Annotated in this window: 17 protein-coding genes; 13 read left to right on the plus strand and 4 right to left on the minus strand. The window is 43.2% G+C overall.

Annotation, left to right across the window (positions count from 1 at the left end; genetic code table 11):
- Positions 1-65: 65 nt before the first annotated feature.
- The 4 genes from A5875_RS15830 (at position 66) to A5875_RS15845 (ending at position 3,734) form a co-directional block, all read left to right on the plus strand.
- Positions 66-890 carry a class I SAM-dependent methyltransferase gene (locus A5875_RS15830; RefSeq protein ID WP_088934480.1) on the plus strand — a complete coding sequence of 275 codons (825 nt, stop codon included), beginning with the start codon at positions 66-68 and terminating at the stop codon, positions 888-890.
- A gap of 47 nt (positions 891-937) precedes the next feature.
- A complete protein-coding gene (locus A5875_RS15835) occupies positions 938-1,630 on the plus strand; it encodes an aspartate/glutamate racemase family protein (RefSeq protein ID WP_088934481.1) in 693 nt (230 codons plus the stop codon).
- Positions 1,631-1,643: 13 nt separating this feature from the next.
- The gene (locus tag A5875_RS15840) at positions 1,644-2,873 is read left to right on the plus strand and encodes a glycosyltransferase (RefSeq protein ID WP_088934482.1); all 1,230 of its coding nucleotides are present in this window, start codon (positions 1,644-1,646) and stop codon (positions 2,871-2,873) included.
- A 69-nt stretch (positions 2,874-2,942) separates the two neighbouring features.
- Entirely contained in the window at positions 2,943-3,734 is a 792-nt protein-coding gene (locus A5875_RS15845) for a MerR family transcriptional regulator (protein ID WP_088934483.1), read from the plus strand.
- 49 nt (positions 3,735-3,783) lie between these two features.
- Here the strand turns inward: A5875_RS15845 and A5875_RS15850 are convergent, their stop codons facing one another.
- Positions 3,784-4,350: a hypothetical protein gene (locus A5875_RS15850; protein WP_088934484.1), complete on the minus strand. Its 567-nt coding sequence runs from the start codon at positions 4,348-4,350 to the stop codon at positions 3,784-3,786.
- A gap of 138 nt (positions 4,351-4,488) precedes the next feature.
- Positions 4,489-5,184 (minus strand): SDR family NAD(P)-dependent oxidoreductase, encoded by a 696-nt coding sequence (locus A5875_RS15855; protein WP_088934485.1) that lies wholly within the window; start codon positions 5,182-5,184, stop codon positions 4,489-4,491.
- Between the two features lie 105 nt (positions 5,185-5,289).
- On the opposite strand from A5875_RS15855, the gene A5875_RS15860 reads away from it, so the two are divergent.
- The gene (locus A5875_RS15860) at positions 5,290-5,733 is read left to right on the plus strand and encodes a MerR family transcriptional regulator (RefSeq protein WP_088934486.1); all 444 of its coding nucleotides are present in this window, start codon (positions 5,290-5,292) and stop codon (positions 5,731-5,733) included.
- Between the two features lie 276 nt (positions 5,734-6,009).
- Complete coding sequence (locus A5875_RS15865; protein WP_088934487.1) at positions 6,010-6,885, plus strand: ROK family protein; 876 nt, start codon at positions 6,010-6,012, stop codon at positions 6,883-6,885.
- A 47-nt stretch (positions 6,886-6,932) separates the two neighbouring features.
- On the opposite strand, the gene A5875_RS15870 is transcribed toward A5875_RS15865, so the two are convergent.
- A complete protein-coding gene (locus tag A5875_RS15870; protein WP_088934488.1) occupies positions 6,933-7,265 on the minus strand; it encodes a hypothetical protein in 333 nt (110 codons plus the stop codon).
- A gap of 183 nt (positions 7,266-7,448) precedes the next feature.
- Between A5875_RS15870 and A5875_RS15875 the strand changes: the two genes are divergently transcribed.
- The 4 genes from A5875_RS15875 to hxlA all read left to right on the plus strand — a co-directional run bounded on the left by A5875_RS15875 (position 7,449) and on the right by hxlA (position 10,272).
- On the plus strand, positions 7,449-8,018 hold the full coding sequence (locus A5875_RS15875; protein ID WP_088934489.1) for an isochorismatase family protein: 570 nt from the start codon (positions 7,449-7,451) through the stop codon (positions 8,016-8,018).
- A gap of 99 nt (positions 8,019-8,117) precedes the next feature.
- Positions 8,118-9,065 carry a class I mannose-6-phosphate isomerase gene (locus A5875_RS15880; protein ID WP_088934490.1) on the plus strand — a complete coding sequence of 316 codons (948 nt, stop codon included), beginning with the start codon at positions 8,118-8,120 and terminating at the stop codon, positions 9,063-9,065.
- Position 9,066: 1 nt separating this feature from the next.
- Positions 9,067-9,630, plus strand: a complete 564-nt coding sequence (gene hxlB, locus A5875_RS15885; protein WP_088934491.1) for a 6-phospho-3-hexuloisomerase — start codon at positions 9,067-9,069, stop codon at positions 9,628-9,630.
- 15 nt (positions 9,631-9,645) lie between these two features.
- Positions 9,646-10,272, plus strand: a complete 627-nt coding sequence (gene hxlA / locus A5875_RS15890; protein ID WP_088934492.1) for a 3-hexulose-6-phosphate synthase — start codon at positions 9,646-9,648, stop codon at positions 10,270-10,272.
- Between the two features lie 33 nt (positions 10,273-10,305).
- Here hxlA and A5875_RS15895 read toward each other — a convergent pair whose 3' ends face one another.
- Positions 10,306-12,240 (minus strand): BglG family transcription antiterminator, encoded by a 1,935-nt coding sequence (locus tag A5875_RS15895; RefSeq protein WP_088934493.1) that lies wholly within the window; start codon positions 12,238-12,240, stop codon positions 10,306-10,308.
- Between the two features lie 240 nt (positions 12,241-12,480).
- Between A5875_RS15895 and A5875_RS15900 the strand changes: the two genes are divergently transcribed.
- The 3 genes from A5875_RS15900 to A5875_RS15910 are packed head-to-tail and all read left to right on the plus strand — an operon-like array spanning position 12,481 to position 14,381.
- Complete coding sequence (locus tag A5875_RS15900) at positions 12,481-12,942, plus strand: PTS sugar transporter subunit IIA (protein WP_088934494.1); 462 nt, start codon at positions 12,481-12,483, stop codon at positions 12,940-12,942.
- Entirely contained in the window at positions 12,939-13,262 is a 324-nt protein-coding gene (locus A5875_RS15905; RefSeq protein ID WP_088934495.1) for a PTS fructose transporter subunit IIB, read from the plus strand. The genes A5875_RS15900 and A5875_RS15905 overlap by 4 nt, the downstream gene beginning before the upstream one ends.
- Positions 13,263-13,280: 18 nt before the next feature.
- Positions 13,281-14,381 (plus strand): PTS fructose transporter subunit IIC, encoded by a 1,101-nt coding sequence (locus A5875_RS15910; RefSeq protein WP_088934496.1) that lies wholly within the window; start codon positions 13,281-13,283, stop codon positions 14,379-14,381.
- The last annotated feature ends 103 nt before the right edge of the window (positions 14,382-14,484 follow it).

Raw genomic sequence — 14,484 nt, forward strand, 5'->3', positions numbered from 1 at the left:
GCAGAAATTTTTCGCGTTTTTTTGTTGCCTGTTGGATTGTCGTCAGTCAGAAAGAGGAATGAAAAATGATCAACAAAATTAAGATGGATGTACCCATTTTTAGCCCAAGTCAAGATTCGATTTGGTTAGATGCACATTTAGCGCCGAATATGCTAACGGCTCATTTGGATACTGAGTTTGACGGTGCGACTAGAAATGCTGATTACATCAACCAATCTATGAAATGGCTGATCGAGACATGCCCGGTGCAGGATTTTCCGCAGCTGTTGGATCTGGGCTGCGGGCCGGGAATCTATGCTGAAAAATTCGTTGAAGCAGGGTACCAAGTAAAGGGGATTGATTTCTCTGCGTTGAGTATTGATTACGCAAAAAAATCTGCCCAAGAAAAAAATCTTTCGATTGATTATCAATGTGGAGACTATCTGCAAGAAGATTTAGGCAGCGAGGAATATGACATCATCGTTTTGATCTATTGCGATCTTGGTGTCTTTTCAACTGAAGATCGGAAAAGGGTGTTCCAAAAAGTTTATCGCGCGTTGAAAAAGGGTGGACGATTCATTTTTGATGTCTTCACACCGCAGAAGTATACGGATTTTAAAGCTGAGAATACTTGGCAGTTGGCAGAAAATAATTTCTGGACGCAGAAAGCGTGCCTGCATTTATCGGCGCAGAAAAAGTATCCAGAAACGAATACCTATTTGGATCAGCATTATTTGATTTATCCCGCTGCTATCAAGGAGTTTTTTATTTGGGAAACGGTCTTTACTCCGAAAGAATTATTAACAGAATTGAAGACGTGTGGTTTTGCAGGCGGTGAAGTATTTGGCGACATTCGCGGCATCAAATATACAGATGATTCAGAAACCCTTTGCCTGGTCGTGGAGAAATAGAAATCTTGCTATAATGAAGAGATAATTAAGCAAGAAGAGGTGGAAGGATGAAAACGATTGGATTACTAGGCGGGATGAGTTGGGAAAGTACGGTGACTTATTACACACGAATCAATGAGTTGGTGAATGAAAAATTAGGTGGCCTGCACTCAGCGAAGATCAAATTGGCGAGTGTTGATTTTGAAGAGATCGAGCAATGTCAGGTGAACAATGAATGGGACAAAAGCGGGGAAATCTTAGGAAAAGATGCTCAAGGGTTGGAACAGGCTGGGGCTGATTTTCTATTAATCTGCACCAACACGATGCACAAGGTTGCGCCGCAAATCGCTGAGTATGTATCGATTCCAATTCTGCACATTGCTGATGCAACGATCGCTGAATTGCGGGCTAAGAAAATCAAAAAAGTCGCGCTCCTTGGAACGAAATATACGATGACACAAAATTTTTATAAACAGAAGATCATTGAGAGCGGAATCGACGTGTGGATTCCAAATGATGCGGATATCGAAACGGTGAATCAGATTATTTTTGCTGAATTGTGTCACGGCAAGATTTTGGCTGAGTCAAAGGAAGCATTTATTGAGGTAATCAATCAAGCGATTGATGCAGGTGCGGAAGGAGTCATATTGGGCTGCACGGAGATTGGCTTGTTGATCCAGCAGGAAGACATAGCTATTCCAGTGTTTGATACGACCGAAATTCATTCGCAAAAAGCAGTCGAATTAGCTTTGTCAGAATAGGCGGGGAACTTTGATGAAGACTATTCTTTTTGCGCCAGCAACTTTCAATTTAGCCGAGACGACTCGCATGATCGAGATCGCAAAAGTTTTGCGTCACGACTATCATTGTGTTTTTTGCGGCTTTTCTGAGACCTATCTTGAATTGATCAAAGAAGAAAAGTTTGAAGTGACTTTACTGAATCCGATTCTGACATCAGCACAAGAGGCGGCGATCATAAAATTTGATCAGGGAAAAAGCTTGAAAAATCCTTTTACTACTGAGCTAGTGGCAGAACGCGTTGCGAGTGAGCTGGCATTGATTGAGAAGCTGGCTCCTCGCGTCATCGTGACTGGCAGCAATGTGACGATCTTTCTATCTGCCCGCATCGCACGCATTCCTTTAGTCTATGTCAAACCCATTGCGATGTCGCGACCGCATTTCAATAATGAAGCGGCTTGCATCCTTCCAAGTCAATTGGACCAGCCGTATCTTCCGGCAAAAACACTTTGGAAGGTATTTCTTAAAGCGTCGAAACGCCTTACTTGGAAACCAAAGGCCTTCAAAAGTGTTGCGCAAAGCTACCAATTAGTACTGCCCAAATACACATTAGATATGTTAGATGGGGACTTGAATTTAATCACTACCCATCCGGCATTTACCACGGACTTGGCGTTTCCAGATAATTACCAATCCGTTGGTCCAATTTTTGCTCATCTGCCTTATCAGATTCCGGCTGAAGTCCTGCAGGTGGTCAAAAACGCACGGCAAAGAAAAAAAGCAGTGGTCTATCTCGCTCTGGGAAGCTCCGGCAATCTTCAAGTGATCGAGGGATTACTGGCCTATTTTGCAAAAACAGATTTTGAAGTGATTGCCCCGATTAAAAACTATTTGCCAGAGAATTTTATCGCGGGCAATATTCATGTATTTGATTGGCTGCCGGCTTTGGCAGTTTCTGAGCTGGTGGATTTTTCCGTGATCCATGGCGGGGAGGGAACGGTGCAGACTGCCTGTTCCTCGGGGAAACCATTTATCGGAATCGGTTTGCAGTATGAACAAGAAGTCAATGTCACCTATTGCGTGAAGTTCGGCAATGCTGTGGCTTTAAGTCCGAAGAGGATTTCTCCTCAGACATTGGAGGAAGCGATCAGAAAAATTGGTTCACCGGAAATCCGTAAGAAGGCGCAGGAGATGCACTATTTAATGAAGGAAGTAAACGGAGCGGAAAAGGCGGCAGAAGCGATCCAACGGCAGTATCTTGAATAGACTTGACCTTCCAGCAGCTGGAACCCTTAGACTAAAGCTGTTCAATAGAAAAAGAATGGAGCTTAAGCGATGTTAAGTATCAGTCAGTTTTCCCGTGTCAGCCATATTACCGCTAAAACTTTGCGTTACTACGATGAGATCGATTTGCTGAACCCCGAGGTTGTTGACGCTGACAATGGGTATCGCTATTACTCTAGTGAACAGTTGGTGACGGCGTTTAAAATTCAAAAGCTGAAGCATTACGAGTTTCGTCTGGCTGAGATCCGTTTGGCTTTAGAGGATGAAGCCTATCTGTTTGATCGAATGATCGAAAAGCAGCAAGAGATCCAACAAAAAATTACGGACTATCACTCCATTCAGGCAGCTATTGAGACAGACATTGCCATTTTAGCTGAAGGAGGAAGTTTTATGTGTAATCAAGAACTGCCAATCGAAATCGCTGAAGAGGTTGGTTGGGATGTTGTTTCAATCAGAAAAACGATCAACATCAAGGATTTCGATCAATTAATGATAGCTGTCTACAAAAAAGTCGAGGAAGAGCAGGCGACGCCGACTTATGCGCCACTAACTTTGTATCATAGCCCAGAATATACACCTGAAAGCTATGATATAGAGATTGCGATTCCGATTTTGGAGGAACAGCTGCGAACACGCCGCTTACAAGCAGAACACTGTGTGAAGTATCACTTCCACGGGAATTACCTAGAGCTGCCAGCTGCCTACACGCAAGTAGCGAAATGGATTGATGAGCACGAGTATGAAATTATCGATGCCGCTTTTGAAGTATATTTGACCGACCCAAGTGAAACACCCGTAGCTGAAAATGAAGTCGATATCTATTTACCAGTAAAAATTAAATAATCAAAAAAAGCCCTCCAGCTTGATAGTCAAAAGCTGGAGGGCTTCTATTTTAGTGACTGCGCTTACGCATGAAAAGACCAGCGATCAATCCAATGCCGCCGCAAGCTAAGAGTGTGACGATCGTGATAAAGCTCATTTCGATCGAGTTGTAGATACTTCCTTGATTAGCGATCGTATTAGTAACGAGTACTGCTGGAATTGCTAGAAGGGAAGCTATCCCTAAACATGATCCCATGTTCCAATGCAAAATCTTACGAATGCCGATATTGATCCAGAAATAAGCGATCCAAGTCAACGCGATCGGTAAACCAATTGGCACCAGCCAATAAATCGGCGCATCTAAGTAGTAATTATTCACCGTTCGTTCAAGCACCATGAAATAGGGGATGATCAAAGCGGTAAAGACTGATACCGAATGAATTACGCGATAGTTTTTGCTGAATAGCAACGCATCCAACAACATTCCGCCAAAAATCAAACTGCTTCCCACAATCCGAAACCAAGTAAATTGTTGATCTATCGCTAAATTAGTAACAGCTGTTATTGCAAACGCTAAAAAAAATAAAATCCAAAAGAACTTTCTGCCAACATTAACCTTTTTATCTGAATGCTTCATTTGTTTTCTCCTTTTTGCCCTTTTCCAAAGTATAGCAGTCCACCCATCTGCTAAGCATCAGACTTACGACTCATTTTTGGCTACAACCAAAAAAACTCTATCAGATTTCGAAGTCTGATAGAGTCCGTTTTATAGAGACTATTTTAGCTCACCGTAGATTTCTAAAAATTCTCCTTGATGTGTGCTGCCGTCTAACAGAATTGCAGTGATTTTTTCAGCAACATCGTCTGGTGTATGGAAGCCTTCTGCGGTGATGTTTCCGTTTAAATCAGTTGTCGTTGGTCCGGGATGAATACTGAAGGTTTCCAAATTTTTGTTTTCCTTTTCGAAATCAATGGCTAAAGCCTGCATCATGACATTTTGTGCAGCTTTGGTTGATTTGTAAGCAAAAGGATTCCAGAAAGGATTTGGATCTGTTGGGATTGTGATGTTGACGATCCTTCCGTGGTTTTCTTCTAGTATGGGCAGCAAACCTTGAGTCAATTGAAAAGTTCCGAAGAAATTGACTTGCATAGTAGCTTGCAGGTCTTCAACACTTTCAGTCAGGCTTGAACCATGTCCGCCGGGGATACCTGCGTTGTTGATTAATAGATCGATGTCCGAAAAATCTGATTGGACAGCTTTTACTGCCTGTTCGATTGTTTCTGGCGCGCTAAGATCGATTAATACATAATCGACAATTTCCACGTCTGCTTCTTTAAGTTGAGCGACTGCGGCTTCTGCCCGATCCTTGTTACGTGCACCGATAATCACATGCCAACCTTGTTTTCCAAGGGACTTGGCGATAGCGAATCCGATCCCTTTATTTGCGCCAGTGATTAGTGCTGTTTTCATAGTGATTCCTCCATTTGACTATTTTTTCTTATTGAACTATTGTTAGCATAAACCCTAAACCATGGTTTAGGTCAAATGCTTTGTTTATCTTTAGGAGGTACGAATATGACTAAAACTTATACAATCAAAGAAGTTGCTGAAAAATTTGATTTGACGATTTCGACGATACGCTTTTATGATAAAAAAGGTTTGTTGCCATTTGTAGCCAAGAACGAATCTGGTTATCGCGAATTCACTGAGTCAGATTTAAATATGATCCACACCGTGTGCTGTTTGAAAAATACTGGGATGCCGATCCACGATATTCGTCAATACATCGAATACTGCATGGATGGTTCTAAGACGATCCCGCAGAGAAAAGCGTTATTGCAGTCTCACAAAGAAGAGGTCCTGCGTCAACAGGCACAATTGATGGAGAACTTAAAGGAGCTCGACATCAAAATCGATCGGTATAACTCACCGATCGCTAAAGAATTGATCGATGCACAAGTCGCCTATGTAAAAAAAGAAAAAGCCGAATTGCAATTGGCAAATGGCTTCCGGGTGTAAAAGCAGGTGGCATCATCATAAAAAAATTTTTAACGAATGATTATACAGTAGTTGTTTTGTTTCCTGCTTTTTTGAGTACATGTTGTTCTTTTCGTTTAAACGTCTTAGCTGTGGCATACAGGAATAGTAGAAAGCTAAAACACATTGATCGCATTGAGACAATTTAAGATTGGTTTTTTTGTTGGAATTTGTTTTTTTGGGTAAGAAGGATATTGTAACAAGGGGCGATCTTCTTTAAAATTTGATCTAGTAAGTACTAACTAGGAGGATCAATCAATGAATCAAAAAATCTTAGCGATCGACATCGGCGGAACGGCGATCAAAAGCGGATTATGGGAAAATGAAGCGTTAATCGAGCTGCCAAGTTTTGAGACACCAAAAACTTGGGATGAAATGAAAGCGTATTTAAAAATGTTGGTAGAGAAGCATCAAATCACCGACGGAGTGGCGATCAGTGCACCGGGAGCGGTGGATGCTGAAGAGGGTGTGATCTATGGGGTGAGTGCTGTGCCTTATCTTCATCGTTTTCCGATTAAACAAGAATTGGCAGAATTTTTAGGTGTGCCGGTTTCTTTTCAAAATGATGCGAATTGTGCGGCGTTAGCAGAGCTTTGGCAAGGAAATGCCAAAGGCTTAGAGTCTGCGGCGCTGATGATTATCGGGACAGGGATCGGCGGCGGGATCGCGATCAATGGAAAATTACGTCCGGGATCAAATTTATTTGGCGGCGAGTTTGGTTATCAGATCATGAATAATGACACGTTGGAAACACTCAGCGATCTTGGCAGCCCGGTTGCTATGTCGGAACGTTTTTCAAAAATCAAAGCAGACGGCCGCGAATATACCAGCAAAGAGATTTTCGACTTAGCTGAAGCAGGCGATGAACTGGCACAGGAGCAGATCGATCAGCTCTATCAGGCGTTAAGTATCGGTATCTATAATATTCTAATTTCATTGGACCCGGACCGGGTATTGATCGGCGGCGGAATTTCGACGCGGGAAGATTTATTGCTGAACATAGAAGAACGGGTGCAGAAATTATTGCTGAAAAAAGGGGCGAAGGAATTGAAGGCTTCAATCATGCCATGCAAATTCTTGAACCAAGCCAATCTGATCGGCGCAGTGTCTCAATTTTTAACTGAACAAGCATAAAGTAAAACCACTTTCCAAAAAGGAGAGTGGTTTTTTAGCGGGAATAATCAATTGAGGTAGTCTTTTCTGAGAAAGGCGAAGGGCGGCTTACTTATCTTGCCGTATTCATCAGCGGTTAGACAATCGACCTGAACATCGGGATAAGCATTCAGTTCTTCGATGTAATCTTTCAGCATGGGAACTAAGATCAGCCGATCGATTTTGACCTTGTGCATTAATTCTCTGGCTTCTGTCAAAGTTGCGGGACGCCAATCATGGCTTGGATGCATCTTTGAGATGTTCTCAACCAAATCCGAAGTTCCGTAATCCTTTGCGACAGACCCCCAGTCATCATCGTCTTCTGATTTATATCGATGCACGACGAGCAATGCTTTTTTCATAAGAAATTCCTCCTTTGTAGGAAACTGCTGAGTTTACACCTATTGTACCTAGTTCCAACCAGCTTCACAAATATTAAATGAAACGCTTTACTTCTTAAATTAGCTGGTTTGGCTGGATTTTCAGCAAAAATTGGCGTAGATTACGAAGGAAACTTTTTGAAATTTAGAAGGCGAGTGTTTTATATGGAGAATTTGAATTTAGCGAGAACGGCTTTGGTCGTCATCGATTTGCAAAAAGGAATTATGGAATCTGGCGATTTGCAGCCCTATACTGCTTCAGAAGTCGTAGAAAAAAATAATCAATTGGCGCAAGCTATGAAAAATACAGCCGGTTTGATTACGTTAGTCAATGTCGATCCAACGACGATGCAATTTTTGAATCGAAATGGCAGCGGCAGAGGCTATGGAAATTTACCAGCTGAATTTTTGGAATATGTGATGCCGATTGCTCAAGATGGAGAAGCCGAAAATGTCATCAAGATAACGAAGCATAATCCCGGAGCTTTCTTTGGAACGGATTTAGATCTGCAATTGCGCCGACGCGGTATCAATACGGTCATTTTGACAGGTGTAGCAACATCCAACGGCGTTTATGCGACAGCTTTAGAGGCTTATCAACACGGATACAAGGTTATCGTTGTTGAAGATGCCTGTGCCGATCGTGATGGCGAGCTGCATCACGTCTTCTTTGACAAGTTATTTGTTAAGCTGGGCCAAGTTGCCGCCACAAAGGAAATTTTGGAAAAGATCTAAAAAAAATGAGCGAGCCATTCGCTCTTTTTTTGTGTGGTTAATTTTATGTAAGCCCTTTATAATTTGGAGTGAAGGAAGAATAGGAAGGGCGGATTTTCAATGGAAAAACAGCTACTAAAGATTTTGCCATTTTTTGAAGCGCGAATTTGGGGCGGCAAACGAATGCTGGAAACGTTCAATTATCAGACAGATATTTATCCGATCGGAGAGGTTTACAATGTCGTTGCGTTACCCGGGGCAGCCGATTGTCCTGTAGCGGGGACGGATCTGACGCTCTCGCAGCTTTATACTGCATATCCAGATTGGTTTGACTGCGATACAGAGGAACTGCCGATACGAGTGAATTTGTTGGACCCTTTGGCGGATCTATCGGTTCAGCTTCATCCTGATGATGACTATGCGCTAAAACATGACAACTCGCGGGGAAAACCGGAAGCATGGGTGATTTTGGATGCTCCTGCTGATGGCAAGATTGAATTTGGCCACCATGCGAAAAATAAAGCGGAGTTCGCAGAATGGGCGCAGACAGGGGATTGGGGCAAGTTATTAAAATATTTGCCGACCAAGAAGGATCACTTCATTGATATACCTGCTGGGACCTTGCATGCTATCAATCGCGATGTGCTGACCTATAATATTTCTCGCAATGCAGATCTGACCTATCGTTTGTATGATTATGGAAGAATCGATCCGGCGACAGGTGAAGAAAGAGAATTGCATATCGACAAGGTGTTGGAAAATGTTTTGGTTTCAGACACATCAGAAGGGTTTGTTTGGGTTGAACCGTATCAAATGGCTGGCTGTGAAATTACCGATTATTGGGACGAGCCGGGATTATATAGTTTAAGCCGCATCAAAACGAAGACACAGGGCAGTTATCAGCTGGAGCGTTTTGCCTTTATCACGGTGGTAGAGGGTAAAGGTACGATAAATGATGTCGCGGTCTCAAAGGGTGAGACGTTATTTGTACCTGCGGGAATCAGCCAATTAGCATTTTCAGGAATGTTGGACATGTTTGTTGCGAGCTATAAAAATGAGGAGGAGTAAGATGGAAACCAAAGAGGTGGCCTATACGGCAGCGATGGAGCTGGCTGCTGTGCTAAGGAGCATCGATCAAAAGCAGATTGACCAATTAGCGGTTAGTATCAAACAGGCACAGCGGATTTTTGTCTCGGGTGCGGGGCGTTCATTATTGATGCTGAAGGGGTTGGCGATGCGCTTGATGCATTTGGGCTATGAAGTTTATGTTGTCGGAGAGGTAACAACGCCGGCTTTTTTGCCAGAGGATCTATTGATACTAGCCAGTGCTTCAGGCGAGACGTCGTCATTGATCAATACAGCGAACAAAGCGAGTGAAATTGGCGGAAAGATTATCAGTATGACTGTTTTTCCAGATTCGACTTTAGCAAAGTTATCAGCCGGCGTGATCAAAATTCCAGCCTATACCGACAAGCTTCCTGCAAGCGAAGAAAATCAAAAGGGCATTTTACCAGGTGGCAGTATGTTTGAAGAAGCGGTCCTGTTATTAGCGGATTCCTTGATCGTTGAGTTGGCACTTGAGCAAAAAATACCAACTGATCGGGCATTTGAAAAGCACGCGAACCTAGAATAAGCGAGGAGGAACAGCATGAAGCTGCAATTAGCGATTGATGAGTTAAACTTGAAGGAAGCTCTTGATGTGCTGGAGCAAGTACATTCGTATGTAGATATCATCGAGGTCGGCACCCCATTTTTGATTGATGCCGGTCGAGAAGCGGTACGACAAATAAAAGAAAACCATCCAGAGGTTGAAGTATTATGCGATGCGAAAATTATGGATGCGGGTGAATATGAGGCGCAGTTAGCCTATGATGCTGGAGCTGATTTTGTGACTGTCTTAGGAATCACCGATGATTTGACCATTAAGGGATGTGTGGAGCAGGCGCGCAAGCAAGGACGGCAGGTGATGGTGGATCTAATTTGTGTGCCGGATTTTGCGAGGCGTGTTCCCGTATTAGAAAGTTTAGACGTGGACGTGATCGCGGTTCATACAGGGGTGGATCAGCAGCATGCCGGACGAACGCCGCTGGAGGATTTGCAGGAATTGAAGCAGTATGCGAAAAAGGCGCAGATCGCTGTCGCAGGCGGGATCAACAGTGAAACCGTTGGAGAGTATGTTGCATTAGAGCCGGATATCGTGATCGTTGGCAGCGGAATCTTGAATGCAGCTGATCCAGTGGAAGCAGCCAAGACCATCAAAGCAGCATTGAAATAGAAGAAAGGAGCTGGGTTTATTTTCCAGCTCCTTTTATAATTGTTTGATGTATTTTAAAAAGCTTTGGTAATCGTTTTGCTGCAGGATTGCCTGCTGGATATCTTCTCGTTCCATCAATTCCAGCAGCAGGCTGTAGATTTCACCGGTATCTTCATAGTCTTCTTTGCTGATAGCAAACAGAAAGACGAATTTTACCAGATCGCCGTTGCCCCAGTCCACGCCATTAGGAATGACCGCAACCGATACCGCGGATTGCTCGGCTAATAGCGACATCGGATGGGGAATCGCCAGCCACTCGTTGATATTGGTTTGGTTGATGGCTTCACGTTTCATAATGCTGTCGTGGAAGCCCTCTGGCACAAAGTCTTTTTGGTATAATTGCTGAGTCATTTTTTTCAGCAGCTGATCTTTATCGTCCACATCGGTGTGTAAATAAAACTCTTCGCGGAACAAGGAATAAATCTCATCATTCGCCTCATTAAAATTTTCTATGAAGTGTTCGATTTTAACGATTTCTTTATCTAATTTTGCCATATTGATATAGATATGAGGGATACTCAATTGCTCCAGCGGTACCGTCGTGATCACAAAATCAACCGTTGCCAGATTGTGCTGCTGCAGCTCTACATAAGAAAGGCGATCCACCACTTCGATGGTTTCTTGATAGTATTTATTGATCTTGGCTTCGATGATACGGCTCATGGCACGGCCGGTCCCGCAAACCAAAATCACGCGATATTTCCGGTGATCGTTGATGGAATTTCTTTCCATCGCACCGGCAATATGAAGAGCGATATATCCGACCTCATCCTGCGAAAAATACAATCCGTGCTTTTTGCCTAATATTTCTAAATGAGTCAGACACAGGTCGTAAGCCTGCGGAAAGGATTTCTTGATCGTCGCTAGTAAGGGATTGCTGCGGCGCGCTTCCATCAAATTCATATTGATAAAGCCTTCAATATGGGAAGTCAGGTCTTCAACCAGCATCTTGTCTTCGATCCAGTCAAAATTCGAGGTTCGTTTGATGGCCTGCAATAGTTCATCCACGATCGCGGCGGCCGTTTCACTAGATGTATTGCTGGCCGCTTCTGTCTCAACTAAGCGCGGAGCGTTCAATGCTAGATAGTAGGTAAAATATTCTTTTTCCCCATTGGTTAACTGAATATCAAAGGCTTGGTCCAGCGCAGCTAAAAAATGGCAAAGTGTTTTTTGAGCATGTGGTTTTAACACCGGCACACGCAAAGGAAACTCCGTCATTTCATGACCAGCCAAGAAGCGGCTGATTGCTAACGCGAAATGAGAAAGAATATTTTTATGGTAATAGTCCGAATCCAGCAATTCCAAAGGAGCGAGATGCTTCAGCTCTAATTCCTGTAAAAGATCCAGGTCGATATTATCAAATAGTGCTAATTCCATTTCGGTGAAGCCGACTAAATATTCCTGCAAATCCTTTTCGATCAACAGATCACTGATCGCCTGCCGCTTCGCAAACTCATTTCCTAAAATCTCAAAACCAATATTCGGCCGATTGACGATTTTTAATTGATAGGTCATTAAGTTGTCGCGGGCCGTTTTTAAATAGGAGTAAAAGGTATTTTTACTAATGAACAGCTGATCCAAAAAATCGTCCAATGATAAAGGGTTTTCATTCTTAAATAGCAGAAAGAGTAAATATGCCTGCCGTTCTTCACTAGTGGTCAAAAAAGAATCCGCAGAAGACATGCTTTCAGTCCACCAATTATTGAACTGTTCTTTAGAAAGAACCTTCAGTAAATATCCTTGACCTCGAACCAGCGTGATCGCAGCCCCAACATTGCTTAATAAATCGTTCAGATTCGCAATATCTGTCCGCACCGTTCGCTCGGAAATAGAAAAGCTCTTGGCTAATTCCTTCATCGGCAGCGGGGTGGTTTGTTTAGCTAGTAATTCTAATAGGTCATCTAATCGTTGGTAAGCAAGCTTTGACACGTGGTTCACCTCCTGTTCGTAACCCAATCATACAATATAGAAGAAAAGATTGAAATCTTTCAGCCGTACTGCATTTTTCCAAAAAAGTTGGAAGTCCTTTTGGAAAACGCTTTACTAATCATTGCCAAATTAGTTGGCAATTGGAAGTGTTTACATATATGCTCAAACCTCGTAAATTAAACGTGTAAAGCAAAACGTTACATGATTCAAAAATAAACAAATGAGAAAGGGGCTTCCGATATGGATTTTAAAGAATCAAATATCCTGTTAGATGTGGCGGTCGCTTCGAAAGAAGAACTATTTGAAGTCATTGCAGCTTATGCGTATGAATCAGGTTACGTTGCGAATGCGGCTGAGACCTGCAAGGCTTTTAACGAACGAGAAGCAGAATATTCTACCGGACTGCAGGATGGCTTTGCGATCCCGCATGCAAAGGCGGACACGGTTTTGGCGCCGACTGTTTTATTCATTCGTTTGGCCCACGAAGTCGAATGGGAAACCTTCGATGACTCGGCGGTTAAAAATGTTTTTGCCTTGATGGTTCCAAAAGAAGACGAAGGCACCGTCCATCTGGAAATGCTGAGTCGTTTGGCGACGGCTTTATTGGAAGATGAATTTATTCAGCAGATTCAAGAATCAGAGGATAAAACCCAATTAGTAGAATTGATCAAAAAGGTAATGATAGGAGAGAAAATCATATGAAAATCGTAGGAATTTCCGCATGTCCGGCAGGCTTGGCTCATACACCGATGGCTGCTAAGGCTTTAGAAAAAGCTGGTGTGAAATTAGGGTATGATGTCAAAATCGAACAACAAGGTTCACTAGGACAAGTCAATGAGATCACCGCAGCAGAAGCAAAAGAGGCCGATTTTTTACTGTTGGCAACGGATCAAAAGGTCGTTGGTTTGGAACGTTTTGAAGGAAAACCACAGCTTCGCGTGAACATCAATACCTGCATCAAAGCACCAGAAGCTGTTTTGAAGAAATGTATCGCCGCTGTTGAGCAAAGACAGGCAAATTAAAGAAAAGGGGCAAGAATGATGAAGAAAGTTCTAGCAGATGTAAAAGGCCACTTAATGAGTGGAATCAGTTTTGTACTGCCGTTGATTATTGGTGCTTCGTTGGTTGTCGCGATTCCGAAAATGATCGCGCTGGGCATGGGATTAACGAGTTTAGATCCATACGCGGAAGCAGAGGGCTTCAAGCATGCACTTTATTTGATTGAACAGGTTGGTTGGACCGGGATTGGTTTGATCAACACCGTATTAGCTGGATTTATTGCGTATTCGATTGGTGACAAAGCTGCTTTAGGTGCCGGCTTTATCGGCGGAGCAGTCGCAACTAGTACGAACGCAGGCTTCCTTGGCGCTGTAATCGCCGGTTTCTTAGCGGGCTACTTAGTAAAATGGTCAAAAGAAAAAATCAAATTACCAGAATCATTCGCTGGTGTTATGCCGTTAGTCATCCTGCCGCTGATCGCGACTCTATCGGTGGCGATCGTGATGGGAGCACTGTTATCCGAACCGCTGGCGTGGATCAATACCAGTCTCGTTGATTGGATTCGCAACATGATCGAAAACGATGTGAACAAGATCTTATTGGCGATGATTATGGGTGCCATGATCGGTTCTGACTTAGGCGGACCAGTCAATAAAGCCGCATGGATGGCAGGCAATGTTTTATTAGCAGAAGGCGTGTATCTACCAGCAATTATCGTAAACGTAGCAATTTGTGCGGTACCGTTTGGCTATGCCTTAGCAACTGTGTTCCATAAAAAACGCTTCAACAAAGAATTATTGGATGCCGGACGCAACAACTTTATCATGGGCTTTATCGGGATCACGGAAGGCGCGATTCCATTTACATTGGTGAATCCGCTGCGCTTAGTTCCGGTCAACATGATCGGCGGGGCGATCGCATCAGGCTTGGGAATTGCACTCGGTATGTACGCGAAAATGCCGCCGGTTGGTGGAATCTACGGCTTCTTCACAGTTGGTAACGGCTGGGCTTACTTGATCGGATTGTTCGTCGGAGCAGCCTTTATCGGATTCGTAGCACCATTATTCGTCAACTTCAACAAACAGGAAGAGCAAACTGAAGAAATTGAACTCGACGATATCGATATCAGCTTTGAAAATTAGTAAGAAAAGTATAGCGAACTCGCTAAACTAGACAAAATAAAAATTAATAGGCACTGACGGTGAAAATCGTTGAGTGTACTATAGCGAAACCATGTTCTTTACA

Origin of the sequence: Enterococcus sp. 3H8_DIV0648 (assembly GCF_002140655.1) — a bacterium.
GTDB classification, from domain to species: Bacteria; Bacillota; Bacilli; order Lactobacillales; family Enterococcaceae; genus Enterococcus_A; species Enterococcus_A hulanensis.

Excerpts from the sequence above, each read along its gene's own strand:
- A5875_RS15830 (WP_088934480.1), top strand. The coding sequence starts at position 66 with ATGATCAACAAAATTAAGATGGATGTACCCATTTTTAGCCCAAGTCAA.
- A5875_RS15835 (WP_088934481.1), top strand. The coding sequence starts at position 938 with ATGAAAACGATTGGATTACTAGGCGGGATGAGTTGGGAAAGTACGGTG.
- A5875_RS15840 (WP_088934482.1), top strand. The coding sequence starts at position 1,644 with ATGAAGACTATTCTTTTTGCGCCAGCAACTTTCAATTTAGCCGAGACG.
- A5875_RS15845 (WP_088934483.1), top strand. The coding sequence starts at position 2,943 with ATGTTAAGTATCAGTCAGTTTTCCCGTGTCAGCCATATTACCGCTAAA.
- A5875_RS15850 (WP_088934484.1), bottom strand. The coding sequence starts at position 4,350 with ATGAAGCATTCAGATAAAAAGGTTAATGTTGGCAGAAAGTTCTTTTGG.
- A5875_RS15855 (WP_088934485.1), bottom strand. The coding sequence starts at position 5,184 with ATGAAAACAGCACTAATCACTGGCGCAAATAAAGGGATCGGATTCGCT.
- A5875_RS15860 (WP_088934486.1), top strand. The coding sequence starts at position 5,290 with ATGACTAAAACTTATACAATCAAAGAAGTTGCTGAAAAATTTGATTTG.
- A5875_RS15865 (WP_088934487.1), top strand. The coding sequence starts at position 6,010 with ATGAATCAAAAAATCTTAGCGATCGACATCGGCGGAACGGCGATCAAA.
- A5875_RS15870 (WP_088934488.1), bottom strand. The coding sequence starts at position 7,265 with ATGAAAAAAGCATTGCTCGTCGTGCATCGATATAAATCAGAAGACGAT.
- A5875_RS15875 (WP_088934489.1), top strand. The coding sequence starts at position 7,449 with ATGGAGAATTTGAATTTAGCGAGAACGGCTTTGGTCGTCATCGATTTG.
- A5875_RS15880 (WP_088934490.1), top strand. The coding sequence starts at position 8,118 with ATGGAAAAACAGCTACTAAAGATTTTGCCATTTTTTGAAGCGCGAATT.
- hxlB (WP_088934491.1), top strand. The coding sequence starts at position 9,067 with ATGGAAACCAAAGAGGTGGCCTATACGGCAGCGATGGAGCTGGCTGCT.
- hxlA (WP_088934492.1), top strand. The coding sequence starts at position 9,646 with ATGAAGCTGCAATTAGCGATTGATGAGTTAAACTTGAAGGAAGCTCTT.
- A5875_RS15900 (WP_088934494.1), top strand. The coding sequence starts at position 12,481 with ATGGATTTTAAAGAATCAAATATCCTGTTAGATGTGGCGGTCGCTTCG.
- A5875_RS15905 (WP_088934495.1), top strand. The coding sequence starts at position 12,939 with ATGAAAATCGTAGGAATTTCCGCATGTCCGGCAGGCTTGGCTCATACA.
- A5875_RS15910 (WP_088934496.1), top strand. The coding sequence starts at position 13,281 with ATGAAGAAAGTTCTAGCAGATGTAAAAGGCCACTTAATGAGTGGAATC.